Origin of the sequence: Neorhizobium fuzhouense (assembly GCF_042611105.1) — a bacterium.
GTDB lineage: Bacteria > Pseudomonadota > Alphaproteobacteria > Rhizobiales > Rhizobiaceae > Neorhizobium > Neorhizobium galegae_A.
The window spans coordinates 183,682-209,444 of sequence record NZ_JBHFFP010000002.1 but is presented as its reverse complement, the minus strand read 5'-3'; the positions used below and the strand labels follow the sequence as shown (position 1 = coordinate 209,444).

20 protein-coding genes and 1 other RNA gene are annotated in these 25,763 nt (G+C 62.5%); 11 read left to right on the top strand and 10 right to left on the bottom strand.

Going from position 1 to position 25,763, the window contains the following annotated elements; all coding sequences use genetic code 11:
* Window positions 1–168 precede the first annotated feature (168 nt).
* The 3 genes from ACEXP3_RS04785 to ACEXP3_RS04775 all read right to left on the bottom strand — a co-directional run bounded on the left by ACEXP3_RS04785 (window position 169) and on the right by ACEXP3_RS04775 (window position 4,208).
* Window positions 169–1,818, bottom strand: a complete 1,650-nt coding sequence (locus ACEXP3_RS04785) for a thiamine pyrophosphate-binding protein (protein WP_377296246.1) — start codon at window positions 1,816–1,818, stop codon at window positions 169–171.
* Window positions 1,815–3,020 (bottom strand): succinate--glutarate CoA-transferase, encoded by a 1,206-nt coding sequence (gene caiB / locus ACEXP3_RS04780; RefSeq protein WP_377296245.1) that lies wholly within the window; start codon window positions 3,018–3,020, stop codon window positions 1,815–1,817. The genes ACEXP3_RS04785 and caiB overlap by 4 nt, the downstream gene beginning before the upstream one ends.
* Window positions 3,021–3,245: 225 nt before the next feature.
* Window positions 3,246–4,208 (bottom strand): alpha/beta hydrolase, encoded by a 963-nt coding sequence (locus ACEXP3_RS04775; protein ID WP_377296244.1) that lies wholly within the window; start codon window positions 4,206–4,208, stop codon window positions 3,246–3,248.
* Between the two features lie 90 nt (window positions 4,209–4,298).
* On the opposite strand from ACEXP3_RS04775, the gene ettA reads away from it, so the two are divergent.
* The 4 genes from ettA to metF all read left to right on the top strand — a co-directional run bounded on the left by ettA (window position 4,299) and on the right by metF (window position 10,699).
* Window positions 4,299–5,948 (top strand): energy-dependent translational throttle protein EttA, encoded by a 1,650-nt coding sequence (ettA, locus tag ACEXP3_RS04770; protein WP_377296243.1) that lies wholly within the window; start codon window positions 4,299–4,301, stop codon window positions 5,946–5,948.
* A 514-nt stretch (window positions 5,949–6,462) separates the two neighbouring features.
* Window positions 6,463–8,559, top strand: coding sequence for a methyl-accepting chemotaxis protein (locus tag ACEXP3_RS04765; protein WP_377296592.1), 2,097 nt, complete (start codon window positions 6,463–6,465; stop codon window positions 8,557–8,559).
* A gap of 194 nt (window positions 8,560–8,753) precedes the next feature.
* A complete protein-coding gene (locus tag ACEXP3_RS04760; protein ID WP_210104563.1) occupies window positions 8,754–9,794 on the top strand; it encodes an ArsR/SmtB family transcription factor in 1,041 nt (346 codons plus the stop codon).
* Window positions 9,791–10,699: a methylenetetrahydrofolate reductase [NAD(P)H] gene (gene metF, locus ACEXP3_RS04755; protein WP_377296242.1), complete on the top strand. Its 909-nt coding sequence runs from the start codon at window positions 9,791–9,793 to the stop codon at window positions 10,697–10,699. Before ACEXP3_RS04760 ends, metF begins: the two co-directional genes overlap by 4 nt.
* A gap of 518 nt (window positions 10,700–11,217) precedes the next feature.
* Here the strand turns inward: metF and ACEXP3_RS04750 are convergent.
* The 4 genes from ACEXP3_RS04750 to ACEXP3_RS04735 form a co-directional block, all read right to left on the bottom strand.
* A complete protein-coding gene (locus ACEXP3_RS04750; protein WP_377296241.1) occupies window positions 11,218–12,441 on the bottom strand; it encodes a lytic murein transglycosylase in 1,224 nt (407 codons plus the stop codon).
* A 100-nt stretch (window positions 12,442–12,541) separates the two neighbouring features.
* Window positions 12,542–13,324: a glycoside hydrolase family 25 protein gene (locus tag ACEXP3_RS04745; protein ID WP_377296240.1), complete on the bottom strand. Its 783-nt coding sequence runs from the start codon at window positions 13,322–13,324 to the stop codon at window positions 12,542–12,544.
* A gap of 205 nt (window positions 13,325–13,529) precedes the next feature.
* Window positions 13,530–14,201: a class I SAM-dependent methyltransferase gene (locus ACEXP3_RS04740; protein ID WP_377296239.1), complete on the bottom strand. Its 672-nt coding sequence runs from the start codon at window positions 14,199–14,201 to the stop codon at window positions 13,530–13,532.
* On the bottom strand, window positions 14,198–15,445 hold the full coding sequence (locus ACEXP3_RS04735; protein ID WP_377296238.1) for a BtaA family protein: 1,248 nt from the start codon (window positions 15,443–15,445) through the stop codon (window positions 14,198–14,200). Before ACEXP3_RS04735 ends, ACEXP3_RS04740 begins: the two co-directional genes overlap by 4 nt.
* 158 nt (window positions 15,446–15,603) lie before the next feature.
* Between ACEXP3_RS04735 and ACEXP3_RS04730 the strand changes: the two genes are divergently transcribed.
* Window positions 15,604–16,980 (top strand): serine hydrolase domain-containing protein, encoded by a 1,377-nt coding sequence (locus ACEXP3_RS04730; protein WP_377296237.1) that lies wholly within the window; start codon window positions 15,604–15,606, stop codon window positions 16,978–16,980.
* Between the two features lie 19 nt (window positions 16,981–16,999).
* Here the strand turns inward: ACEXP3_RS04730 and ACEXP3_RS04725 are convergent, their stop codons facing one another.
* The 3 genes from ACEXP3_RS04725 to ACEXP3_RS04715 form a co-directional block, all read right to left on the bottom strand.
* Complete coding sequence (locus tag ACEXP3_RS04725) at window positions 17,000–18,046, bottom strand: transglycosylase SLT domain-containing protein (protein WP_377296235.1); 1,047 nt, start codon at window positions 18,044–18,046, stop codon at window positions 17,000–17,002.
* A 177-nt stretch (window positions 18,047–18,223) separates the two neighbouring features.
* Window positions 18,224–18,853, bottom strand: a complete 630-nt coding sequence (locus tag ACEXP3_RS04720) for a hypothetical protein (protein WP_377296234.1) — start codon at window positions 18,851–18,853, stop codon at window positions 18,224–18,226.
* 65 nt (window positions 18,854–18,918) lie between these two features.
* Entirely contained in the window at window positions 18,919–20,130 is a 1,212-nt protein-coding gene (locus ACEXP3_RS04715; RefSeq protein WP_210104572.1) for a pyrophosphate--fructose-6-phosphate 1-phosphotransferase, read from the bottom strand.
* A gap of 336 nt (window positions 20,131–20,466) precedes the next feature.
* Here ACEXP3_RS04715 and ACEXP3_RS04710 point away from each other — a divergent pair, with 336 nt between their 5' ends.
* From ACEXP3_RS04710 to rsmH, 6 genes are all read left to right on the top strand, one after another.
* On the top strand, window positions 20,467–21,207 hold the full coding sequence (locus tag ACEXP3_RS04710) for a J domain-containing protein (protein WP_210104573.1): 741 nt from the start codon (window positions 20,467–20,469) through the stop codon (window positions 21,205–21,207).
* Window positions 21,204–21,971 (top strand): N-acetylmuramoyl-L-alanine amidase, encoded by a 768-nt coding sequence (locus ACEXP3_RS04705; protein ID WP_377296233.1) that lies wholly within the window; start codon window positions 21,204–21,206, stop codon window positions 21,969–21,971. Before ACEXP3_RS04710 ends, ACEXP3_RS04705 begins: the two co-directional genes overlap by 4 nt.
* A 129-nt stretch (window positions 21,972–22,100) precedes the next feature.
* On the top strand, window positions 22,101–23,291 hold the full coding sequence (locus tag ACEXP3_RS04700; RefSeq protein WP_377296232.1) for an NAD(P)/FAD-dependent oxidoreductase: 1,191 nt from the start codon (window positions 22,101–22,103) through the stop codon (window positions 23,289–23,291).
* 55 nt (window positions 23,292–23,346) lie between these two features.
* Window positions 23,347–23,775: RNase P RNA component class A (gene rnpB, locus ACEXP3_RS04695), an RNA gene on the top strand.
* Window positions 23,776–24,282: 507 nt separating this feature from the next.
* On the top strand, window positions 24,283–24,723 hold the full coding sequence (gene mraZ / locus ACEXP3_RS04690; protein ID WP_377296231.1) for a division/cell wall cluster transcriptional repressor MraZ: 441 nt from the start codon (window positions 24,283–24,285) through the stop codon (window positions 24,721–24,723).
* Between the two features lie 14 nt (window positions 24,724–24,737).
* Entirely contained in the window at window positions 24,738–25,763 is a 1,026-nt protein-coding gene (rsmH, locus tag ACEXP3_RS04685) for a 16S rRNA (cytosine(1402)-N(4))-methyltransferase RsmH (protein WP_377296230.1), read from the top strand.

Sequence of the window (25,763 nt, the reverse complement as noted above, 5' to 3'; positions counted from 1 at the left end):
GAGGGGGCGGCGGTTCGCAGGGTTTGTGGCTGCCGCCCCCTCATCCGCCTTCCGGCACCTTCTCCCCGCGGGGGAGAAGGGAGAATTCAGCGGGCGGCCTGAGCATCGCTAACAATTTCAGAATAGAAAACCCGGCGCTTCATTGGAAAGCGCCGGTTTTTTTTGGTCTCAGCTCTTGTTGCGGATCTGGCTCAGCGTGCGGGTCGGGGTAATCGCTTCCGGTGACAGCATCACCTCGATGATGGCGGGCTTGCCGGAGGCGCGGGCGCGTTCAAAGGCGGGGCCGAACTGTTCGGTCTTTTCCACCCGCTCGCCGTGGCCGCCATAGGCTGCGGCAAAGGCGACGAAATCGGGGTTCACGAGGTCGGTGCCGCTGACGCGGCCGGGAAAGTCGCGCTCCTGGTGCATGCGGATCGTGCCATAGGTGCCGTTGTTGACGAGCACGGTGATGATCGGCAGCCCGTAACGTACGGCGGTGATGAATTCCTGCCCGTGCATCATGAAGCAGCCGTCACCGGCAAAACAAACCACTTCACGTTCGGGAAACAGCTGCTTTGCCGCAACCGCTGCCGGAAGTCCGTAACCCATCGAGCCGGATGTCGGTGCCGACTGGGTGTTGAACGCCTGGAAACGGTGGAAGCGGTGCAGCCAGGTGGCGTAATTGCCCGCGCCATTGGTGAAGATGGCGGTCTTCGGCGTGTTTTCCTCGATCCAGGTCATGATCGGACCCATCTGCACGTCACCCGGTCCGGTTTCCGGCGGCGTCGACCAGCGCAGATAGGCATCATGCATGGCCGCTGTGCGTTCGGCCCAGACCGGCGAGACCGGCGGCTGCAAATCGCGGATGGCGGCGACGAATTCGGCGGGACCGGCGCAGATGGCAAGATCCGGTCGGTAGATGCGGCCGAGTTCCTCCGGGTCGGGGAAGACATGCACGATCTTTTGCGACGGATAGGGGATGTCGAGAAGCGTATAGCCGGACGACGGCATTTCCGACAGACGGCTGCCGAGCAGCACGATGAGGTCGCTGTCCTTGATTTCCTTCGACAGCGCCGGGTTGATGCCGATGCCGACATCGCCAGCGTAAGAGCTGTGCGTGTGATCAAACAGCATCTGGCGGCGGAAGGAGCAGCCGACAGGCACATGGAAGCGTTCGGCAAAGTGACGGAAGTCGGCGACAGCCTCTTCCGACCAGCCGGTGCCACCCAGAATGACCATCGGCCGGTGTGCGTCCCGCAGCAATGCCTCGAATTTCTGGATCTGCGATGGCCCCGGATGGTTTTCGACGCGCGTGTAAGGCTTGGCCTCCGGCGCTTCCACCAGATCGCGCAGCATGTCTTCCGGCAGCGTCAGCACCACGGGGCCGGGGCGGCCGGAGGTCGCGACGGCAAAGGCGCGGGTGACGAATTCCGGGATGCGCCGGGCGTCATCGATCTCGCCCACCCATTTGGCAAACTCGGTAAAGGCGCGGCGGTACTCGACCTCCTGAAAGGCTTCCCGCTCGCGGGCATCGCGCTGCACCTGACCGATGAAGAGGATCATCGGGATGGAATCCTGCATGGCCACATGCAGTCCGGCAGAGGCGTTCGTGGCGCCGGGGCCGCGGGTGACCATGCAGATGCCGGGCTCGCCGGTGAGGCGCCCCCAGGTATCGGCCATCATCGCCGCGCCGCCTTCCTGGCGGCAGACCAGAACCTCGATGCCGCTGTCATAGAGCGCGTCGAGCACGGCGAGATAGCTTTCGCCGGGCACGCAGGACACGCGCCGGACGCCATTTGCCTTCAGGGCCTCGACAATGAGTTGACCGCCGGTCTTCATGGGATCTGTCTTTCCTTCTGTCGTCTGTCGAGTTCTGCCAGAACCGCGCCGGTGTGCTCGCCCAGCGCCGGGCTTGGTCGGTGATAGGAGAGAGGTGTTCTGGAGAGCACGATGGGCGTCCTCACACCTGGGATCGTCGTGCCGTCCTCTGCCTCAAGGTCGATGCGAAGGCCACGCGCCGCAATTTGCGGATCGGAAAACATCTCCGCCACGGAATTGATCGGGCCGGCCGGAACGGCATTCTCGCCGCAGGCGGCAAGCAGATCGGCCTTGGTCCATTTCACCGTCTCGGCAATCACGGCCGCGCGCACGCTGTCGCGATTGGCCACGCGCGCCTTGTTGGTGGCATGGCGGGGATCGTCGGCAAAGGCTTCGATGCCGAGAATGGCCGAGAGCCGACGGAACTGGCCGTCATTGCCCACGGCGAGAATGAGGTGGCCATCGGCAACCGGCACAACCTCATAGGGGCTGATGTTCGGATGGGCATTGCCGAGCCGCACGGGCGCCGCACCCGAGACGAGATAATTCATGTTCTGGTTGGCAAGCACCGCCGACATCACGTCGAGCAGCGCCATGTCCACCTGCTGGCCTTCGCCGGTCTTCATCACGTGGATGAGGGCTGCCTGGATGGCGGTGACGGCATAGATGCCGGTAAAAATATCGGCAATGGCAACCCCGGCCTTCATCGGCTCTCCGTCCGGCGCGCCCGTGACCGACATGAAGCCGGACATGCCCTGCACGATGTAGTCATAGCCGGCGAGGCTGGCATAGGGGCCGTTCTGGCCGAAGCCGGTGATCGAGCAATAGACGAGGCGCGGGTTGATGGCCTTCAGGCTGTCATAGTCGAGGCCGTATTTCTTCAGGCCGCCGAGCTTGAAATTCTCGATGAAGACATCGGCGTCGGCGACGAGCTGGCGCACGATCTCCTGACCCTCGGGCGTGGAGAAATCGACCGCGATAGAGCGCTTGCCGCGATTGGTGGAATGGTAATAGGCGGCAGACAGGTTCTCGCCGTCCTTGCTCTCGACAAAGGGCGGCCCCCAGCCGCGCGTATCATCGCCGCCATTGGGGTTTTCCACCTTGATCACGTCGGCGCCGAGATCGGCCAGCATCTGGCCCGCCCAGGGGCCCGCCAGCACGCGCGCCAGTTCGATCACGCGGATGCCGTTGAGGGGTGGTTTGTTGTGGGTCTCGCTGGTCATGTCTTCTCGCCGGTCTACGCATGCTGCGGTATCAGTTGGTGTCCCAACAGGAAGATTGCTGTTGCCTCGGTAGTCCCCCTCATCCGCCCTGCGGCCAAGCCTTCTCCCGAGGGAGAGGTCTGCCGCGCGAAGCGGAGGCGGGGTGAGGGGCCGCGCGTCACAACAGACGCCTTCCTTCCATCTCCCTCATACCGTCACCACCCGGTTGCGGCACTTGATATCTAGTCATGAGGTCATTCCCGCAACGGCAGGTGCCGCCGGTGTGGAAAGGTTCGCCTCCGCCCAATCGGCAAACTCCCGCATGGCCGCCTCGCGGCCGATCTCGTTTAATGTTTCGTGGCGCATCTCGGGGTAGATGCGTTTCGTCACGCGCGAAAAGCCGCTGGCGGCCAGCCGGTGCGACAGCCAGGAAATCGCCTTGCCGCCTTCCGTTGCCGGGTCCTGGCCGCCCCCCACCAGATGGATCGGCAGATCCTTCTTCAGCCGGGAAAGAAGCGGCGCCTGCGTGCCGCGAAAGCTCAAGGAAAACACGTCGAGCCACAGCGAGATGGAAATATCAAAGCCGCAGAGCGGATCGGCAAGATAGGCGGCAACTTCGGCGCGGTCGCGCGACAGCCAGTCGGCTTTCGTCTGGTGGTCGGGCATCGCGCGGCCCCAGGTGTCGAAGGTGAGTTTCGGCAGGATGAGGCTCGGCACGTCGGATCCCTTCAGCGCCCGCTCGGTCTTCAGAACCACCTGCGCCAGCCGTCCGGCGGCCCCGACGGCAAAGTTGGAATTCCAAACGGCCAATCCCTGATAGGCGCGCGGGTGGGAGAGCACGGTGTTGAGCGCAATCAGCCCACCCATCGAATGGCCGAAGAGAAGGATCGGCAGGCCCGGATGAGTGGCCGCGGCATGATCGCTGACGACCTTGACGTCTTCAATCACCTTATCGACGCCGTCCGTGCCGGCAAAGCGCCCCTGCGGCGCATCCGGCGCCTTCGTCAGCCCATGGCCGCGGTGGTCATGGGCATAGACGTGAAAACCGGAGGAGGCCATGAAGCGGGCAAACGGCTGATAGCGGCCACTGTGCTCGCCAAGCCCGTGGCAGATGTGCAGGATGGCGCGGGGCGTGCCCTCGGCGGGCGCATGTCGCACGGCAAGATCGGCGCCGGATGGGCTTTTCAGCCGATTAACTGTCTCGAACATGCACTCTTCCTCCGCTTGCCGCATTGCTCCGGCGGCCCGTTTCGCCTAGATAGCGTCCAAACCCCCAAAGACGCCGGAGCAATTATCCCAATGGCACGTCAGTTTATTTATCACATGTCCGGGCTCAACAAGGCCTACGGCGCAAAGAAGATCCTCGAAAACGTCAACCTGTCCTTCTACCCGGATGCCAAGATCGGTATCCTGGGGCCGAACGGCGCCGGTAAGTCCACCGTACTGCGCATCATCGCAGGCCAGGATAAGGAGTTCACCGGTGAGGCTTGGCTGGCCGATGGTGCCACCGTCGGTTACCTCGAGCAAGAACCGCATCTCGATCCGGCCAAGACCGCGTTCGAGAATGTCATGGAAGGCGTGGCCGACAAGCAGGCCGTGCTCGACCGTTACAACGAACTGATGATGAACTATTCCGACGAGACGGCGGAAGAGGGCGCGAAACTCCAGGACATCATCGACAGCCAGAACCTGTGGGATCTGGAACAGCAGGTCGAGATGGCGATGGAAGCGCTGCGCTGCCCGCCAAAGGACGCGGACGTAACGGTTCTGTCGGGTGGTGAGCGTCGCCGAATCGCGCTCTGCCGCCTGCTTCTGTCGCAGCCGGACCTGCTGCTGCTCGACGAACCGACCAACCACCTAGACGCCGAGACCATCGCCTGGCTCGAAAAGCACCTGCGCGCCTATCCGGGCGCCGTGATGATGATCACCCACGATCGCTACTTCCTCGACAACGTCACCGGCTGGATTCTCGAGCTCGACCGCGGCCGCGGCATTCCCTACGAAGGCAACTACTCGGCATACCTCACGGCAAAAGCCAAGCGCATGCAGCAGGAATCCCGTGACGAAGCCGGTCGCCAGAAGGCTCTGTCGCGCGAACAGGAATGGATTGCCTCCAGCCCGAAGGCCCGTCAGGCCAAATCGAAGGCCCGTATCAAGGCTTACGAACAGCTGGTCGATGCGGCGGAAAACATCCGGCCCGGCGATGCGCAGATCATCATTCCGGTGTCCGAGCGCCTTGGACAGGTTGTCGTCGAGCTCGAAGGCATCAAGAAGGGTTTTGAAGGCCGCACCCTGATCAACGATCTCTCGATCAAGCTGCCGCCGGGCGGCATCGTCGGCATCATCGGTCCGAACGGGGCAGGCAAGTCGACGCTGTTCAAGATGATCACCGGCCAAGAACAGCCGGACGCCGGGTCGATCCGCATCGGTGACACCGTCCATCTCGGTTACGTCGATCAGAGCCGCGATTCGCTGGACCCGAACAAGACGGTCTGGGAGGAAATCTCCGGCGGTGCCGAAGTCATCAAGCTTGGCAAGTTCGACATGAACTCGCGCGCCTATTGCGGTGCCTTCAACTTCAAGGGTGGCGACCAGCAGCAGAAGGTCGGCAATCTCTCCGGTGGCCAGCGCAACCGCGTGCATCTGGCCAAGATGCTGAAGGCTGGCGGCAACGTGCTGCTGCTCGACGAACCGACCAACGACCTCGATACGGAAACGCTGGGTGCGCTCGAAAGCGCGCTCGAAGCCTTTGCCGGCTGCGCCATCATCATCAGCCACGATCGCATGTTCCTCGACCGTCTGGCGACGCATATCCTCGCCTTCGAAGGGGACGGCCATGTTGAATGGTTCGAAGGCAACTTCGAGGATTACGAACAGGACAAGGTTCGCCGCTTGGGCGCCGATGCCTTGAACCCGGGCAGCCAGTCCTACAAGCGCCTGACGCGCTGATCCTGACCGGCTTGATCGTCACTCGCGATCAGCGGGTGACGGTTGCCGCAGGGTCATGCCTTCCGGCTCGTGAAGCCGGCAACGGTTCGTGAACAATAAAAAGCCCCGTGTGTTGCGCTGCAGCATGCGGGGCTTTTGTTTTCATTGCGATTTCAAAATTTCCCGCTCATGTCGCTTCACTATAGCGGCGCATGATCCTGTGCGTTGTTATGCCGGAATGCGTCGCCTTTTGATGGTCTCAAAAATATGGAACGGAGTGACTTTGTGACTTCAAATCCCCTTTTAGAGATAGACTTCAAATGTATACAGATTTGTAGTGTTTCCGTTTTATTTTCCAGTGAAATGGACTGCCATGATTGGCAGCGGCAGACGATTCCCGCCCGGCGAGCATGAGGCTTCTCGTGGAGATGCAACGGAGGAGGGTGCGTTGTCGCCACTCGGAAAGCTTTCATTTCGCAAAACTCTGTCTTTGCTGGCTCTTGTTCCCCTTGCGGCGGCAGTCGGCCTCGGTGGGATGCTCGGTGCGAGGAACTATGAAAATTACAGGCAGTTGCAGAGGGCGGAAGCCTTCGCCGGGCTTGCCTTTGCCGGTGGCGAGTTGATGATGACGATGCCGCTCGAAGCGGCACCGACCAGCGCGCCCGAAAAGCAGAAGATCCGCGAAAAATCCGATGCGACCTACAAGCAGATGATGGACCAGCTGGATGTTCTGGCATCCTATGGGTTCAATGACCCGATCACCCGCGAAATGCGCGGCAAGCTTACGGACACCTATTCGCGCATTCCCGAATACCGCCAGAAGTTGGATGCCGGCGAAAATGATCCGATCCTGCCGCTTCGCTATGCGCAGCCGGTGGCATCCGCCGGCCTGGCCCTGGCTTTGCGCAGTGCCAACCTCACCACGGATCTTGCCCTGTCCGGCGACATTCGCGGTCATCACGCGCTGATGAAGGTGAATGAGGGCTATCTCATTCTCGCCCGCATGGGCCAAGTCTATATCCGCAACGGCAGTCTCGGCAAATCGGATGTTATTCGCCTGGCCGGTGCGCTCACCCAGATGCGGACCTACGACGCTCCCTTCCGGGAACATGCGTCTCCAAAAATCATCGCCCGTTTCGATGACTTCTTCCAGACGCCGGAAGGCGGCAGGATTGCCGGGCAGATCAAAGCCATGGAATCCCTCGAGGACTACAAGGGAGGCCCCGAAGCCTTCGACGGTTGGCTGAGTGACACGGCCAAGCGTCGCGACTACGTGGGCGGCGTGATCCGCGACAACGGGCAGATGATGCTGGACGCGACGCAGGCGCGGCTGACGGCGGCCCATAGCCAGATGCTGATTGTCATCGGCGGCCTTGCGGCGTTTGTCGTCCTGGTCATCGTCTTCAGCGTGGCGACAACCCGCGGCCTTGCCGCCCGCATCCGCCGGATCGGCACCGCGATGACGGATCTGGCAGGCGGCGATTCGTCCCGCTCCATTCCGTTTACCGATCGGTCAGACGAAATCGGGCACATGGCGCAATCGGTGGAAGTGTTCCGCCAGGCGGCCATCCGCAACGGGCAGCTGGAAGCCGAAGCCGTGACCAGCCGCCAGCGCATGGAAGCCGAGCGTGCGCAATTGCAGGCGCGCGCCGAAGCAGAAGCCGAGGAGCGTCTCAACCAGGCAACCGGAACGCTTGCCGCAAGTCTGCGCCGTCTGGCCGGCGGGGACATGGTGTGCGAGATCGAAACGCCGCTTGCGCCGCAGTTTGAAGATCTGCGGGCAGACTTCAATACCTCCGTGCGGCAGCTCCGTGATGCGCTGTTGAGCGTCGGCGGTTCGGTGGCGACAGTCACCAACGGCTCAAAGGAAATCTCCGACGCGTCCGACAATCTGGCCAAGCGCACGGAACAGCAGGCCGCATCGCTTGAAGAGACCGCGGCCGCACTTGAGGAAATCACCGCCAATGTCGTGGCGACCTCCAAGCGTACCAGCGAGGCACGCGACGTCGTCCGTGACGCCCGCACGCGGGCCGACCACTCCGGTTCCGTGGTGCGCAATGCGGTTTCAGCCATGCAGCGCATCGAGGAATCGTCGCACCAGATCAACCAGATCATTTCGGTGATCGACGAGATCGCGTTCCAGACCAACCTTCTGGCGCTGAATGCAGGTGTGGAGGCTGCCCGTGCGGGGGAGGCTGGCAAGGGTTTCGCCGTCGTGGCGCAGGAAGTGCGCGAGCTTGCCCAGCGCTCGGCAAATGCCGCCAAGGAGATCAAGGCGCTGATTTCCAAATCCACCACGGCCGTCTCCGAAGGCGTCAAGCTGGTGAGCGACACGGGCGAGGGCCTCTCGGCCATCGAACAGCTGGTGCAGACGATCAATGCGCATATGGATGCGATTGCGACCGCCGCCCACGAGCAGTCGACCGGGCTTGCGGAAGTCAACACTGCCGTCAATCACATGGACCAGGCCACCCAGCGCAACGCGGCGATGGTCGAGGAAATGAATGCAGCCGGTGCCGGTCTTGCGCAGGAAAGCGTGCAACTGTCCGATCTTTTGTCTCGCTTCCGCCTGTCAGGTGCCGCAAGGGTGCAGGGGCAGCCGTCCGGGCGCGGCTCTGCCTGGGCCGCATAGGCGCGAAAGCCTTGGCCCTTGCTGGCTTCGCAGCGTTTACATAATCGACACCGGTGTTTACACCTCCTTCAGCAGTTTTCGAAAAGGGCGGCGCAGGCCGTCCTTTTCATGTCCGGCACAGGGTTTGGACTTGTCACGCGGCTGAAAATCACATAAACATATCTTTATGTGTTGATTGTGGATGGATTGTTGCGATGGGTCTGCCGCTGGACAGTCTGGTGGGAATTTTGAAGACGGCGGGGGAGCCAACCCGGTTCCGGCTGCTGGCGCTTTTGTCCGGCGGGGATCTGACGGTGAGTGACCTCACCGATATTCTCGGCCAGTCCCAGCCGCGCATTTCCCGCCACCTGAAGCTTCTGACCGAAGAGGGCCTGATCGAGCGCTACCAGGAGGGCGCCTGGGCCTATTTCCGGCTAAAGCAGGACGGACGGGCGGCTGTCGTTGCGACCAATCTTCTATCCGCCGTCGATGCGGCCGATCCGGTTCTTGCCCGCGATGGCGAGCGCTTGGCAACGGTCAAGCGGGCGCGGGCGGAGCGGGCGCAGGCCTACTTCAGCCGCAACGCGTCCGAATGGGACGAACTGCGCCGCCTGCATGTAAGCGATGCCGATGTCGAGGCCGCGCTCCTGAAAACGCTGGGGCCCGACAATGTCGATGCGCTCCTCGACCTTGGCACCGGCACCGGCTGGATCCTGCAGCTTCTGGAGGCGAACTACCGGCGGGCGGTCGGCATTGATGCGAGCCGCGACATGCTGGCGGTTGCCCGCGCCAATCTCGACAAGGCCGGCATCGTCAAGGCGAGCGTTCGCCACGGCGATATCTTCAACCTGCCGCTGGAGGCGGGGGATTTCGATCTCATCACCATCCATCAGGTGCTGCACTTCCTCGACGAGCCCGAGCGCGCCATTGCCGAGGCGGCCCGCGTGCTGCGCCCCGGCGGTCGCCTCGTCATCGTCGATCTGGCCCCGCATGCCTTTGATTACCTGCGTGAGGAACACGCGCATCTTCGTCTCGGCTTTTCCCACCAGACGGTGACGGAGTGGCTGGAGAAGCTTGGCCTGACCGTCGGGAAGATCATCGATCTTCAGCCGAAGTCGCAAAAGCCGGCCTCCGCGCTGACCGTCACCATCTGGCTTGCCACATCGCCTCTCGGTTCCAGGGCACAGGCCCTCAATGTGCCGGCGATGGAAAAAGCCGCCCCCCGCAAATCCCTTCTGTCGGAAATCGAGCTATGAGCACCGTCGCCCCCCTGTCCCGCAAGGCCCAGCCCTTCCGGCTCTCCTACGAATTCTTCCCGCCGAAGTCGCCGGAGATGGAGGATCAGCTCTGGCAGACCGTTGATGCGCTGTCGCTCTATGAACCGGACTTCGTGTCGGTGACTTACGGCGCCGGCGGCACCACCAAGGCGCCGACCTTCTCCACCGTCAAGCGGATGATTGACGACATGGGACTGGCAACGGCCTCGCATCTCACCTGTGTCGATGCGGACCGGGAAGAAACGCATCAGGTGATCGAGGACCTGCGCCAGCTCGGCGTGCGTCACATCGTGGCCCTGCGGGGTGATCCGGCAGCCGGCATCGGCACCGCCTATGTGCCGCACCCGAAGGGCTATGCCAATGCGGCGGAGCTGGTGGTGGGCCTGAAGGAGATCGGCGGTTTCGAGATTTCCGTCTCGGCCTATCCGGAAAAGCATCCGGAAAGCGCTAATGTCGCCCGTGATATCGAGATGCTGAAGCGCAAGGCCGATGCCGGCGCCGACCGGGCGCTGACGCAGTTCTTTTTCGACAATGACGTGTTCGAGCGCTATCTCGAGCAGGTGCGTGCGGCGGGCATTACCATTCCGGTCATTCCCGGCATCATGCCGATCCAGAACCTGACGCAGCTGAAGCGGTTTGCCGGCCGTTGCGGCTCAAGCGTGCCGTCGTTTCTCGATGAGCGCTTCGCGGGCCTCGACGACAAGCCGGAAGAGCGCGCGAAGGTCGCCGCCGACGTGGCTGCCGAACAGATCGAAGACCTCATGCGCCGCGGCCTTGGCGAATTCCATATCTACACGATGAACCGGGCGGCGTTGACCAGCGCCGTTCTGGATCGTCTGGGCTATGCCAAGACGGAAAAGGCCCAGGCCGGGGCGGCGGCCTGAGCCAGGACTTCAGGACAGGGCGAAAGCATCGTCCTTCCAGGGGTGTGAAGCCGGATCTTTTAAACGACTTTTGAAACGGTCAGCCCAACCGTGGCCTTAGTGATTGTTCTTCGTCCCTGTCAGACGAAAAGCATGCATGCCACGAACACAAACGCTGCACCGACGAGAATGACATTGAAGGAATGTACGTGTCCCATGTCTGTCTCCTTGCGTTAACAGCTCCGATGTAAGTGCATTTTTGCAGGCTTGGAAAGCAAATAATGTGCTGCAGTGCGGCAGCGCTTTCGGTGCCAGCTTCCAGAGCGCCGGCTCAAGTAGTTGATATGCAAGAGAAAATTCTTTAACGGACAGGGTTTACCATTCGTGAATAAATCTGGATCCCCTGTTAAGAACTGTCACATTGCGTGATGGCAGAGGCCGAATTTGCCTCATCTGCGCACCTAAAAAAACCTCCCGGGGAAACTGCGGGAGGTCTTTTGTTGGTCGATGTCGATGAGTCCTGGGCGGACTGAATGACCTTATAGGGCGTTCAGCAGCGCGGCGGTCGGCCAGCCGTCGGCGGGCATGCCGAGCTTCTGCTGCGCCTTCTGGACGGCGACGCGCGTGCCGGAACCCAAAATGCCGTCGATCTTGCCGACGTCATGGCCGATGCCGTCGAGCTTGGTCTGCAGGAGCTTCATCTCCTCGATGCTGAGGCCCGGTTCCGGATTGCCCTTGGCATAGGGCGGCGCGCCCGCCAGACGGGTGGCGAAATAGGCGGCCGAGGTCGTGTAGATGAATGACTGGTTCCAGGCGAGATAGATCGCAAAATTCGGATAGGTGATGAAGGCCGGACCCTTGCGACCCTGCGGCAGAACCAGGGCGGCCGGCAGCGCGCCAAAGGCCGTATTGCCGTCGCGCGGCTTGACGCCGAGCTTGAACCATTCCGACGCCGGCATCTCGTTACCGAGGCCGCTTTTCTCATAAGGCAGGCTTTCCGGCAGTTCGACTTCCTGGATCCACGGCTCGCCGGGTTTGAAGCCAAGGCTCTTGATGAAGGAGGCGGCCGTCAGGATGGCGTCCGGAGCGCTCGTCTTCACATTGATATGGCCGTCGCCATCGCCATCCACGCCATGAGCGATGATATCCTTCGGCAGCATCTGCACCTGGCCGATCTCGCCGGCCCAGGCGCCCGTATTGGTCGCGGGATCGAGATCGCCATGCTGCACCATCTCGATCAGCGCCAGCAGTTGCGGGCGAAACAGTTCCGGGCGGCGGCAATCATGCGACAGCGTCACCAGGGCATTTCGCGTGTTGAAATCGCCCTGTACCGCGCCGAAATCGGTTTCCATGGCCCAGAAGGCGGTTATGACGCCGGGTGCGACGCCATACTCCTTCTCGGCCCGCTGAAAGACCTGCGCATACTGCTGCATCTTCTGGCGGCCGATATCGAGGCGGGCCTGGCTCACGGTGCGCTGCGAAAACTCGAGGAAGGTCTGGCGAAATACGCCTTGGGCGCGGTCACGGGAGAGGACTTTCTGATCGATCGCAGCCCCTGCAAGCGCCCTATCGGCCGCCTCTGCCGAAGCGCCCATGGATACGGCTTCGGCCTTGACGCCTTGCAGGAAGGTCGGCAGGTCGCCGCCACAGGCCGGCGCGATCTGTGCCGCGGTTTGGGCCGCGGTCTGGGCAAAGGCGGATGGCGCCAGAAGACCAGTGAGGGCAAGGGCAAGCAAGAGCGGACGAGCGGAAGCAGCAGGCATTCAAAACGTTCCTTTGACGGGTAGAAGTCCCATGTCGGCGAGATTTGTGACCGAAGATGGGCAAGGACCGGTCAAGGTCAATGGCGGGGTATGATTACCGTTAACGGTCAGCCGAGGCGAGCCATGCGCGCCAGTTCTTTTCGGTGCCGGCAAACACATTGATATCCGTGCCGCCCTTGATGCCGGGGACCACGCCCGTCGAGGTGTATTGCCAGAAAGCCCACGGCCGCGACTCGTAGATCTTGGCCGGATGGGCCGCCACCGACCGCAGCCAGAAATGATATTCCTTGAAGGCGCCGACGAGATTGTCGCGGTGGAAATCGACCGAGGTGTAGATGATCGGCCGCTTGCCGTAATAGGCCTCCAGCCGGTCCATGAAGCGCTTCATCTCGGATCGCACGGTCTCCGGCGCCGGTCGCGTCGTGCAGGTTTTCGAGGTGTGGTTCCATTCCACATCGACAACCGGCGGCAGGCTGCTTGCCGCCTTCGGCACATTGGCGATGAACCAGTCGGCCTGTTCGTCGGCGCTCGAGCAGAAATAGTAGAAATGATAGGGCGCGTGGGCAAGGCCGGCCTGAGCCGCATTGCGCCAGTTCGTGTCGAACGCCGGATCGATCCTGTCCTTGCCTTCGGTCGCCTTGATGAAGACGAAGGATACGCCGCTGCGCCTCACGGTTGCCCAGTCGATGTCGCCGTTCCATTTGGAAATGTCGATGCCATGGATCTCGTGGCGGTCGGGGTGGTTCGCGCCGAAATCCTGAGGATCCGTATCCTGGAACTTCGGCTTCCTGATCGATCCTGTCGACATGAAATCATAGCTTGTCGAGGTGCAGCCCGTCGCAAGGACGGCTGTCGAGAGGAGGACGAAGAGAAATCGACGCATGGCAATTCCGTAGGTGAGCGCGACACGTATCGCTTGGCCGACGGGGGCCGAAGCACCAGCCGAAAACAACGAGCTAGGGTCTTGATAACCATATCGTCGTAAAAATTCCCTTACGCGACGCCATGCCTTCTCCGCCCGCGCGCCACGTCCCATGAGATTGCGCTAAAACGCACCCGTTCTCAAGTGGTTATCGCAGGGAATGGTTTCAGATGCTGCGCCGGATGATCGCGTGCCAGGCATAGCCGCGGCCGATCGTCTCGAACATCATGTCGGCATGGAATTCCGCAAGGCGGGCTTCGAGCGCTTCGGCAAGGTCTGCCCGCGGCGTCACATGAAATCGTGAGAGCCAGGCCTTGAGGCCGCTGCGAAACCATGCGGGGAGGTTTTCCTGCTGGCCGAAGTCGACGATATGCAGCGATCCGCCCGGTTTCAGCGCCGAAAGCGCCGCCACAAGCGCGCCCTGCCAATCGGGAATCATCGACAGCGCGTAGGAAATCAGGATGCGATCGAACCCGTCGACCCCAAAGTCTGCGGCGGAAAACGTCGTGGCATCGGCGACGGAAAGCGTCGGCTCTGTCGCCTTGCCGCGAAAATTGGCGCGTGTCGTTGCCAGCATTTCGGCGGAGATGTCGAGGCCGAAAAGGCGTGCGCGTGGATAGAGCCGGTGTGCCAGAAGCAGGTTTCGGCCGGTGCCGCAGCCGACTTCCAGAAGCGTCCCATCGGTCGGCACCGCAAGATCGGCAATCGCCCGGTCACGCCCGAGAAGATAGTATTTGCGCGTCAGGTCGTAGATATGGCGCTGGTAGCGATACATCCGGTCCATGCGTGCCGCATGGTCTGCTGCCGGCAAGGGACGTGTTTCGCCAAAGGTCGTCATGCGGCGCGCTCATAGATGTGGAAGCCGCCATAGATCGCCGAACGGTCCTGCAGGTTCAGCTCCTGCGAGCGGACGTCGAGATAGCGCCACTGATCACGGATCGCCGGCGAAAGGCGGCCCTCGATAATGCTCTTTTCGGCAGCCGTGCGGAAGATGACGCGGGCGCCCGGTGCGGCGGTGCGGCTGATTTCAGCCCAGAGATCGTTGAGCTGGCGGTCGTTCATCCAGTCCTGCGCATCGAGCAGCACATAGCGATCCACGGTGCCGGCGGCCTTGTGCGACAGGAGATCGGTAAAGGTTTCATGATGGACGGCAACGCGCGGCACATTGTTGCGGATGGTCCGGTAGTGTTCCGCCTTCAGGTAGGTCGGCAGCGAACCCTCGTGCGGCAGCGCATAGCGGCGTACAAAGGCCTGCCAGGCGAAATAATTGTCGCGAAGCGGAAAGTGGCAGGCGAGCTTTTCCAGACGCTGGCGCAGCACCGGCGCAATCGAACCATCCGCGGCAAGGCTTGCCAGTTCGTCATATTGCTGCGGCGGAATGCCAAGGCCGAACAGCGAGCTTTTGGCGCTCGTCAGCCAGCGGATCAGCGGCTTGTCGAAAAGCGGTGCGATGCGGGTATCGAAAAACTGCCGCTGTTCACGCAGCGATCCCATGGTCGCCATTTCGGTGAGGTTGACGCCATGCAGCCGCGCCAGAAGGTGACCTGCGGCAATGAAGCGGCCGAGCAGGCCGGTGCGGTAGATATTGCGCTCGAACACGGAGATGCGGCGGCGCCCCGTGAGGCTTCGCTTCTGCCAGTAGGAGCGGGTGGTCTCGTCAAGCTTCGGCGCAATGAAGAGATCAAACGCGCGCCCGTTGGTTCGGGCATTTTCGGTGGCCAGAAAGCGCACCACGTCGGCATGGGCGGGAAGGGCGGCAAAGGCTTGCAGCTTCAGGCGGTTGAGCGCGATATGATGCGGATTAAGATCCACCACGTCGATGGAGCGCGGCGAGCGGGAGAGGTAGGCCAGCATGTTGCAGCCACCGGACCCGATGGTGACGATGCTGTGCCCGGCCGCCAGTTCCATGCCGGCCATGTCGACATCCGGATCCTCCCAGATCTGCGGATAGACGAGGCCGGAAAACAACAGGCCGAACAGGCGCTCGGAAAAGCCGCTCTTCGACAACGCCTTGTGCTGCAGCAATGCAGTCTTCAGCTTTCCGTTTTTCAGAAACCCGGCTTCCGGTGCGATCTCGGCCATGCTCAACCCCTGTCGTCTCGCCCTGCGTGTCAAATGGCTGTAGCCGCCTGCTGCTACAGTTTCATGACGTGTCCTTATGCCGCCGTACTTGGGGCCGAAGCTCGCCGCGGCTGCTCGGTTCGAAGAGAGCGCCGCGGCTGTCCAGCGGGATTGGTTTCATGCGCCTTGTGCTTCGTCTTGTTCGGTTTTTTCTCGTCTTCGTGGTGCTGGTGCTCATCGCCTGCCTGGTCTGGCTCTATGTCGCCCCGCCTGCGCTGTTGCGGGTCGGAAGCGGCTATGCGGCCAAGATCGTCTGCTCGAATGTGTTTCTGGCCGGGCGCGAATCGGCAGAGGTGCTGTCGGAAGATGTGCAGGCGCCGGGCCATCCGCTGCTTCGCCTGATGCGGGTTGCCGTGGACCGGGATGCGGGGCGGGTGCATGCCGCAATTCTTGGCGCCATCGCGCCGGCAACCGCCGTTTACCGCGAGGGCTTTGGCTGCGCGCTGCTTGCGGATGGGAAGACCCCGGCAAGGCTTCCCACAGCCGCTGCATCGGCCGAAGCGCCGGCAAAGGCACCGGTCGACACCAAGGCTCTTTGGCCTGAAGGTGAAACGGTGGTCACCCGGCCGGACATCGGCGACATCCTGTCTCGCGACGACCTGACGGGGCCGGGGCTAAGGGCAGTCGTGGTGGTCAAGGACGGCCGCATCGTCGGCGAGCGCTACGGGCAAGGCTTTGACGGCCGGATGCCGCTCCTCGGCTGGTCGATGACGAAATCGGTGAATGCCGCGCTCGTTGCCACCATGATCCGCGACGGGCGCATGACGCTTGCCGACAAGGGCCTGTTTGGCGCCTGGAAAGGTGATGAGCGTGCCGACATCACCCTTGCGCAGCTGCTTGCCATGGAAAGCGGGCTTGCCTTCAACGAGGATTACGGTGCCGTGGCGGATGTGACCCGGATGCTGTTCCTCGAGCCCGACATGGCCGGTTTTGCTGCAAGCCTGCCGCTTGCACGAACGCCGGGGACGGGCTTCCACTATTCGTCCGGCACGGCCATGCTGCTCTCGCGCCTGTGGATGGACCGGTTCACGGAGAAGGCCGAGGCGCTCGCCTATCCGCGCAAGGCGCTGTTTGAGCCGCTCGGCATGGCAAGCGCGGTGATGGAGCTGGATGAGACCGGAACCTTTGCCGGCAGTTCCTACATGTATGCCACAGCCCGCGACTGGGCCCGCTTCGGCCTTGTCCTTGCCAAGCGCGGGGAATGGCAGGGCCGCAGCATCCTGCCACCCCATCTGGTGGCAGACATGTCGCAGGAAAATGCGACGTCTGGCGGGCGCTATTCGCGCATGCAGACATGGCTTGCTCGTCAAAGGACGGGGGAGGGGGCGTTTCGCGCGGTCGTCCCTCAGGATCAGTTTGCTCTGGAAGGGCATGACGGACAAAGCGTGACGGTCATTCCGTCAAAAGGGCTCGTCGTGGTGCGCCTGGGGCTGACGCCGGCAGCGAAAGGATACCGGTCGGACGCGCTGGTAGCGGCATTGCTTAAAGCGCTGTAACGACCGCGCCCCTGGCCGCTTACTTCAGAACGTTCAGCATGTCCTTGCGCTTGGCATCATAGTAGTAGCCGCGCGCATAAAGACCGATGGCGTCATCCGGCTCGTTATCGGCCACCAGCCAGGCGCCGCGCAGATATTTGATGGCGTATTTCAGGTTGGTTTCGGCATCCAGCAGGCCTTCCGGCGTGCCGCTATATCCCATGGACTTGGCGGTGGAATACTTGATCTGCATGAGGCCGAAATAGCCGCGCTTGTTGTAGGCCTTCGGGTCGTAGCGGCTTTCGCGGTGCACGACGCGGTGGACGAGTGATTCCGGCACGCCGTACATGCCCGCATAGCGCTTGATCAGCTTGTTCAGGGTCGGCGTGCTGGCCTCAGCCGTTGCCGGCACCGGAGCACCGGGGGCCGGCGGGAAGAAATCATTGGACACGGACGAGAGCGGCTGTGCCGGGGATGCGTAGGCCAGCATCGAAGAGGTGCTGGAAGGCGCAGGGCGCGGACGCGGCGTCGGAATGGCCGCATAGCTTGCGGAAAACTCCGGCGGAATGCCGGCCGGTTTTTCCGCCGGCTTCTGCGTGGACCGCAAGGCGGCGGTCTGCAGGGTCGGTGTAATTTCCTGGCTGGTCTTGGCCAGCGGCGTGGCCGACACCGGCTCGGTCATGGTGTGAGCGGTCGTGGTTGCCACATTGATGGCCTCCATCGCGCCCGTTGTCTGGATGGAGGTGGGTGCTACGGCAAGCGCCGGCGTGACCACGGGCATTTCGGAGGCCTGGGCAAGCGCGGCGCGCACGGCATCGTTCTGCGCGGCAAGCGCCGACTGGCCGGTCGGAAGCGTCACGGTGTGAACCCGGCCGCCTTTTTCAGCAACGACGGTCGTTGTACCGGCCGGTGCTTCGACAGGCCCGCTTGCGGCAGCCGAAGCGGCGGCTGCTGCTGCAATGGAGATACGCCCGGTCTTGGTTGCCGGCTGTTGTCCCGTCGCCTGACCGGCGGAAGGAGCCTCGGCAGAGGCCAGCTCTGCGGACTGTTCGGTGTCTGCCGCTGTCTTTTTGGATGCCGTTTCCACGCTCGAGCAGCCGGAAACAGCCCCGCAAATCGCAAACGCCACAACCGCGTTGCAACCGAGAATTCGGGTTATCGCCATGGTCTCACTTTCACGAAGATATTAATCCCAACCTGCCAGTGCCCCTCAAATCTAAAGATTTCTTAACTTATCCTAACGCAGGCGGCAAGCCCGTGGATGCTATGCAGCAATCCGGCGATAGCCGGCGCTGACGGCGCGGCGTGCGATGAAGCGTGTCTGGGGCCTGGCGGAGGTGGAATTTCTAAGGCTGGAAAGCCGCATTTTGCCGCCACGGCGCCGGGCGATCTGCATCTGCAGCAGGGGAGAGGCAAGTGCGGCGAGGGCAAATCCGATTGCGGTTTCAAGGGCTGCCTTCGGCGTTGCCGCAGACGAATCAGCCACCTGGACGAGGAGTGCGGCAAAAGCGATCGCAAGGCCGGGGCGCACCTGAGACATCAAGCTTCGCCCCATGGCGCGGGCAAGCGTCTTCTCGCGAAGGTTGTCATTGTCGGCAAGGCGCAGGCGAAGGCCCTGCTGCAGGCCCTTCACGCCGTATAGCGCCAGATAGGCCAGTGCCGCCCAGGCGAGCGTGTCGTGCATGTTGCGCAGCGAGACGGACAGCCAGAGGAAAATCGCGCCGCCTGCCGCAAACGACAGGAATGAGCCGGCGGCAAATAACGGAACGAGCGCCATCGCCCGCAGTTTGCCGCGGGCAATGGTATAATCCACAAGAAAGCGGTTGGAGGACGACGGCAGGTGCAGCGTAAGCACGCAGAGCGCTGAAAAAATCAGGATCGCCTCGGTGCCCATGTCGTCTCCTCCGCCTCAATCGCCACACAGGGCCGGCCTTTCCTCGCCGCCGGCCACGGTTTCGATCACGCCGCCCGGAAAGGCTGTCCGATGAAGTTCATGACGTCGGCGAACCACGGGGTGGAGAGATCGAAATGCTTGCCACCCTTGATACGCGGGAATTCGATCGTGCGCAATTTCCCATTCTGCTCTTCGTCATGACCGGTGACGCCCGAGACGCCGTTCAGCGCGCTTTCGACGGCCAGATCGACCATCCCCTGGATGAGGCGCAGGTCCTCCTGGTTGGCCGGTGCCGAGCGGGCATAATAGCCCGATTTCTGCACCATCGAGCGCTCCGCATGAAGAAGCGAGGCGAAATGCGTCTGGAACCAGTGGCCGACATTGACCGTGTCGATCTTGACGTGACCGAATGCGTCGCGCTTGATCTTTTCGCCCGAGGCTTCCCGCTCGGCAACGATGGTGTCGAGGCCTGCCCCTTCCGAGACGAACAGCGTCACGAAGCCGCAGGTATCCATGATGCCGCGCAGCCGTTCGGCTTCCGCCTCCAGATCGAAGGCCATCTCGGGCAGGTAGAGCCCGTCGATGTTCTTCATCTGGGTGTTCATCATGAAGCCTTCGACATATTCGTTGTTGCAGGTGTCCTGAATGTAGGCGCGCGCGGTGGCAGCCGTCAGCCAGCCGCAGTGGCGGCCCATCACTTCATGGATCACCAGCGTGCGCGGGGCAGCACTCTGCTCGTTGCTGACGTGATCGAAGAAATGCGCGCCGACTTCGGCGGCCGTCCAGGCGCCGAGCGACTGGCGGATCGGCACCACGTCGTTGTCGACCGTCTTGGGAAGGCCGACAACCGTCAGGTCATAGCCGTTTTCGCCGAGATAGGCGGCAAGGTCGGCCGCAGTCGTATTGGTGTCGTCCCCGCCGATCGTGTGGAGAATGGTCACGCCATCGGCGGCCAGCTTGTCTGCGGCCACCTTCAGCGGGTTTTCGCCTTCCTTGACCAACCCGCGCTTGACGCAGTCGGCGGCATTGGTGAGTTTCACGCGGCTGTTGCCGATCGGCGAGCCGCCATAGCGGTGCAGAAGATGGGCGCGCTCGCGCATGGTCTGGTTGATCTCGATTCGGTCGCCCAGCAGAACGCCCTGATAGCCGGAACGGTAGGCGACCAACTCCAGTTCGGGGGCAATATCGCTATAGCGTTCGATCAATCCGCCCACTGCCGATGACAGGCATGGGGCAAGCCCACCTGCTGTCAGCATCGCCACTTTCTGTTTGGCCATCGACCCTCCTTCGCGCCTATGCGCCTTGCCAAGAACTGGCAAATGGATGCGACAGAGGATCGCAGGTGTAAAGTGAATTTCTCAAGAAAATCCGGCATTTCGCGCCTTTTTGGGAACGCCTGGTGATTTAATCGGTTCAAATTCGGAAGCGCCCGCGCATGCGCCGAACGACAGTTCGTCACGCGGGGTAAAGCCACGCGGCCGCTGTGCCGGACTGCGACGTTTTGGCGTGTTGCAGAACCGGGCGCAAACCAATCCCGTAAGGGTGAACAAAGTTTAACGCGACCTTTGCCGGCTTGCGCTTGCCAAGGGTTCCAGAATTTGGTCAGGTGCAGCATGATTTTAGATTTTGCATGCCTTCAACTGACGTCCCTGTGGGAGCGACTGCTTGGCAGTGTCGGCGATGCCGCCACCAATGCGCTGTCGCGGGTCGTGGAAGCTATCCGCACCCTGTTCGAAGGCGATCCCGAAACACGCCGGAAGGTGTCCTTCTCCGTCGCCATCATCGCGCTGTCTGCCAAGATGGCGAAGGCCGATGGCGCCGTCGTTGCCTCCGAAGTGGAAGCCTTCCGCCAGATCTTCGATTTTCCGGAAGAGGAGGCGAAGAACGTCGCCCGCCTCTACAATCTCGCCCGCCAGGACGTGGCCGGATATGAGGCCTATGCGGAAAAGCTTGCCGGTCTTTGCGGGTCGGGCGAACAGAACTGCCGCATGCTGGAAAACGTCGTCGACGGTCTCTTCCACATCGCCAAGGCTGACGGCATGGTGCATGAGAAGGAACTGGAGTTTCTGGCGCGCATCGCCGATATCTTCCGCATCGACGAGGACCATTTTCGCCGGATCCTTGCCCGCCACGTCGAAGTGGATGGGGGCAATCCCTACCTGATCCTCGGTGTTTCGCCCGACGATGATTTTGCCGATATCCGCAAGCGCTACAGAAGCCTGGTGTCGGAACACCATCCCGACAAGCTGATTGCGCGCGGCGTGCCGGAAGCCCTGCATGCGGCCGCCAATGAGCGGATGGCCGCGCTCAATGCCGCCTATGCGGCAATTGCCAAGGAACGCAAGGCTGCATGAAACTGGTGCCTGATTTTGCCGGGGCGCGGGTCGATCCGTCTCCCAATCACGGCGAGCGCGTTGGCGGCGTGGCGCCGGATATGATCATCCTGCATTACACCGGCATGGCAGACCACGGGCAGGCGGTGTCGTGGCTGAAGAATATCGAAAGCCAGGTCTCCAGCCATTATTTCGTCTGGCCGGACGGGCGCGTGGTGCAGATGGTGCCCGAGGCGCGCCGGGCCTGGCATGCCGGTAAAAGCATCTGGGCCGGCGAGACGGACGTCAATTCCCGCTCCATCGGTATCGAGATTGCCAATGCCGGCCATCCGGGCGGGCTTCCCCCTTATCCGGACGCGCAGATCGAGGCGGTGATTGCGCTCTGCCGCGATTGTGCCGAGCGCTGGTCGATCCGGTCGGAACGGGTGCTTGGCCATTCGGATGTGGCGCCGAGACGCAAGGTCGATCCCGGCGAGAATTTTTCCTGGGAAACGCTCTTCCGCGCCGGCGTCGGACACTGGGTCGAGCCGAGCCCGATCCGCAGCGGGCGGTTCTTCCAGCGCGGCGAAAGCGGCCAGCCGGTCGAGGCTCTGCAGGGCATGCTGGCGCTCTACGGCTACGGCATCGAGATCACCGGCGACTTCTGCGAAAAGACGGAGGGCGTGGTCGAGGCCTTCCAGCGGCATTTCAGGCCGCAGCGGGTGGATGGCATTGCCGACATGTCGACCATCGAGACGCTGCACCGTCTCCTGTCGCACCTGCCGCGCTATGGGGCATCCGCCTGATCCAAGCGCTGTTGCCGTCCCTTCGGCGCTCGGCGCGACTGCGACCGTTTCGCCTCTGGAAACATGCCCGCAAAACGGTATCAGTGCGCGTGAGCATTTCAGGCATAACAGGGCAGGCGAGAGGCGATCATGGCGCCGGACTTCAAATACATCATCATCGGGCGCGGCATGATGGGGGCAGCCGCCGCGCGCCACCTGACGCAATGGACCGACGGCGTGGCGCTTATCGGCCCGGACGAGCCGGCGGACGCGAAGAACCACCGGGGCGTTTTCGCCAGTCACTATGACGAGGCCCGAATCACCCGCACCATCGATTCCAATCCGGTCTGGGCGCGCCTCGCCAACCGCTCCATCGCGCGCTACGGCGAGATCGAACGCGACAGCGGCATCCGCTTCTATCACGGCGTCGGCTGCCTGATGGTGGGGCCGGATCCGGCAACTGGCCATACCTATATCGACGGCATCTTGAGCGCCGCGGCAACGCTTGGCGTCGAAACGGACCTGCTCACCGATGCGCAGCTTGCCGCGCGCTTTTCCTATTTCGGCTTCGAGTCGGCCTGCAAGGGGGTCTTCGAGGCCCATAACGCCGGCTATGTGAACCCGCGCGCGCTGGTGGCTGCGCAGTCGCAGCTTGCCGGGCGGCAGGGCGCGCGTCTCATCGGGGAGACGGTGGTCAGCGTGCGCGAGGAGGGCGGCCTTGCCGTCGTGCGCACCACGGAAGGCGGAGTGTATAGCGCTGAAAAGGCGCTGGTTGCCGCCGGTGGTTTTTCCATTGCCGAACATCTCATGGCGCGGCCAATCGACATGGCCGTCTATGCCCGCACGGTGACGTTTTTCGAAATCCCGGACGAGGAACTGGCGCAGTTTGCCGGCATGCCGTCGCTGATCTACGAGCCGCGCGACAGCCGCAACCATATCTACATGCTGCCGCCGGTGCGCTATCCCGATGGCAAGACCTATCTGAAGATCGGTGGCGATCCGGATGACATTCTTCTGACACGCGACGAAGACATGCGGTCCTGGTTCCGCTCCGGCGGACGCGCGAGCGTGCGCGATCATCATGCGTGCATCATGACATCGCTGGTGCCCGGCATCGACACCAACCGGATCTCCACAGGCGCATGCGTCGTCTCCAAGACACCGAGCGGCTATCCGGCCATCGGCTATACGCATAGCCCGGCGGTTGCCGTTCTGACTGGCGGCTGCGGGGCGGCGGCCAAAAGCTCGGACGAGATCGGCCGGCTGGGCGCCGAGCTGCTCCACAAGGGGCGGATCGTGGACGAGGCTTATGGTGTCTGCTTTGCGCCCGATTTTGCCTGAGCCGCTTTCGTCTTTCCGGTGGCAATCGGGTTCCAAACCGTCTAAGGAGCCCCTGCCAGTTGGCCGGGCAGCCGCGCTTTACCAGTGCCGAAAGGCGGTAGGGTGAGGAAAGTCCGGGCTCCACGGAAACACGGTGCCGGATAACGTCCGGCGGGGGCGACCCTAGGGAAAGTGCCACAGAAAGGAAACCGCCCCGCCTGCTGTTTCGCTCGGCAACGAGCGCAAGAGCTGGCGGGGTAAGGGTGAAAGGGTGGGGTAAGAGCCCACCGCGGGACTGGCAACAGGACCGGCATGGTAAACCCCACCGGGAGCAAGACCGAATAGGGATGACGCGGGTGCCTCGGCACTACAGTCCGTTTCCGGACCAGTCATCCGGGTGGGTTGCGTGAGGCGGCGTGCAAGCGCCGTCCCAGATGAATGGCTGCCACGTTCCGGTGTTTTCACCGGGGCCATACAGAACCCGGCTTACAGGCCAACTGGCGATTTCAATTCTGATGCGCTGCGACCGGAGAGCGGTTTCGCTCTCCGGTGCGTCGGCAGGTCTCCTGATTGCGCTAACGTTGCGGTGCGGCAAAATCTAAAATATCGTTAAGGTTGTGTCCTTGGTGCTGACATAGGCTCGGCTTTTCGCAAATCTTGCCATGATGGCAAATACTTAACCGTCTTTGCCTTTCCCGTTGCAGGCCCGTTTGGGGCGGTCTCTGGTGAGGCTCCGCTAACCCTTTGTTAAACTTAACAGGTTATAAATAATTCAGGTTGCCACGGTCCGGTGTGGCGGCTTCCCATTGACGCCCATATGGTCCCATGTTATCCCAATTCCACACTGCGAGCGGGCAGGCATATGCCCTTTCATCGGACAGTTTCGGAGCGCTCCTGCAAGGGAGAACCGGACGGGATGCTTTCCGTCTGAACGGCTCGGTTGTGTCCGGCGGCTTGCGTTTTGTGGGGTGTGTTTTCGCTCTGCGTAATGATGGGGCGGGTGTTTGGCGTTATGAACCGCTTCTTGTCCAATGCGACGAACAGGATCGATGCGAAGGGACGGGTTTCCGTTCCGGCGCCCTTTCGAGCCGTGCTCGCGCAGCGGAACATCCAGGAGCTTTATTGTCTCCAGGATCTCGTGTTTCCGGCGGTGAGCGTCGGCGGTCCGGATCTGCTCGAGCGGTACGAGCGCCAGATCGCCCAGGCGGACCCGTTCTCGCCGGAGGCAAACGCGATGTCGCTGCTGGTTCACGGTGGCGGCGTCTATATGCGGCTCGATGCGGAGGGCCGGTTGATGGTGACGGATTTCATCCGCGACTTCACCGGCATCACGACGGAGATCACCTTCGTCGGTCGCTCGGATCATTTTCAGCTTTGGCAGCCGCAGGCGTTTCACGAGGCGCAGGCGGCTGCAAGAGCAGGGCGAGCCACGCTTGCGGCGCGTCCTGCATAAGACAGGGGATCGGAATGGCGGCAAATCTTGGCGACGGAATTTCCGAGGCCGATGGTGGACCGATGCGCCACATTCCGGTGATGCTGGGAGAAGTGCTGTCGGCACTTGCTCCGGCCCCCGGCAAGACCATTCTGGATGGCACCTTCGGGGCAGGCGGCTATAGCCGCGCCATTCTGGGTGCCGGCGCCAATGTCGTGGCGCTCGATCGCGACCCGAACGCCATTGCGGCCGGGCAGGCCATGGTCGCGGAATTTGACGGACGTCTGGCGCTTCATGCCACCCGCTTTTCGCGCCTTGCCGACCACGCCCCGGACGGTGGCCTTGATGGCGTTGTCCTCGATATCGGCGTGTCCTCGATGCAGATCGACGAAGCCGAGCGGGGCTTTTCCTTTCAGCGCAACGGCCCGCTCGACATGCGCATGTCGTCGTCCGGCGTGTCGGCGGCCGATGTCGTCAACCGCGCAAAGCCTGGCGATCTCGCGCGCATCTTCGGTTTTCTGGGTGAGGAGAGGCAGGCCGGGCGCATCTCGCGCGCGATCGAAAAGCGCCGCGCCTCCGAGCCGTTTGTCACCACGCGGGACCTGGCAAACCTCATCGAAACCGTCAATCCGCGCAAGGCCAAGGACAAGATCCATCCGGCCACCCGCGTCTTCCAGGCGCTGCGCGTTTTCGTCAACGACGAGCTTGGCGAGTTGGCGCGTGCGCTGTTTGCCGCCGAACGGGCGCTGAAGCCCGGCGGACGTCTCGTCATCGTCAGTTTCCATTCGCTGGAAGACCGTATCGTCAAGCGTTTCCTTGCTGACCGCTCCGGCCGCGCCACCGGCTCGCGCCACATGCCGATGGTCGAGGAAAAGGCTGCCGTGTTCGAGCCGGTCGGCAAGGGCATGCAGTCTGCGACCGAAGCGGAGGCGGAGATCAATCCGCGGGCCCGCTCGGCCAAGCTTCGTGCCGCCTTCCGCACGGCGGCCCCGCCCGGAGCTGCCGATCTTTCGATTTTCGACCTGCCTGATCTCGCCAGCCTCGACAAGTTGGGAGCCTGA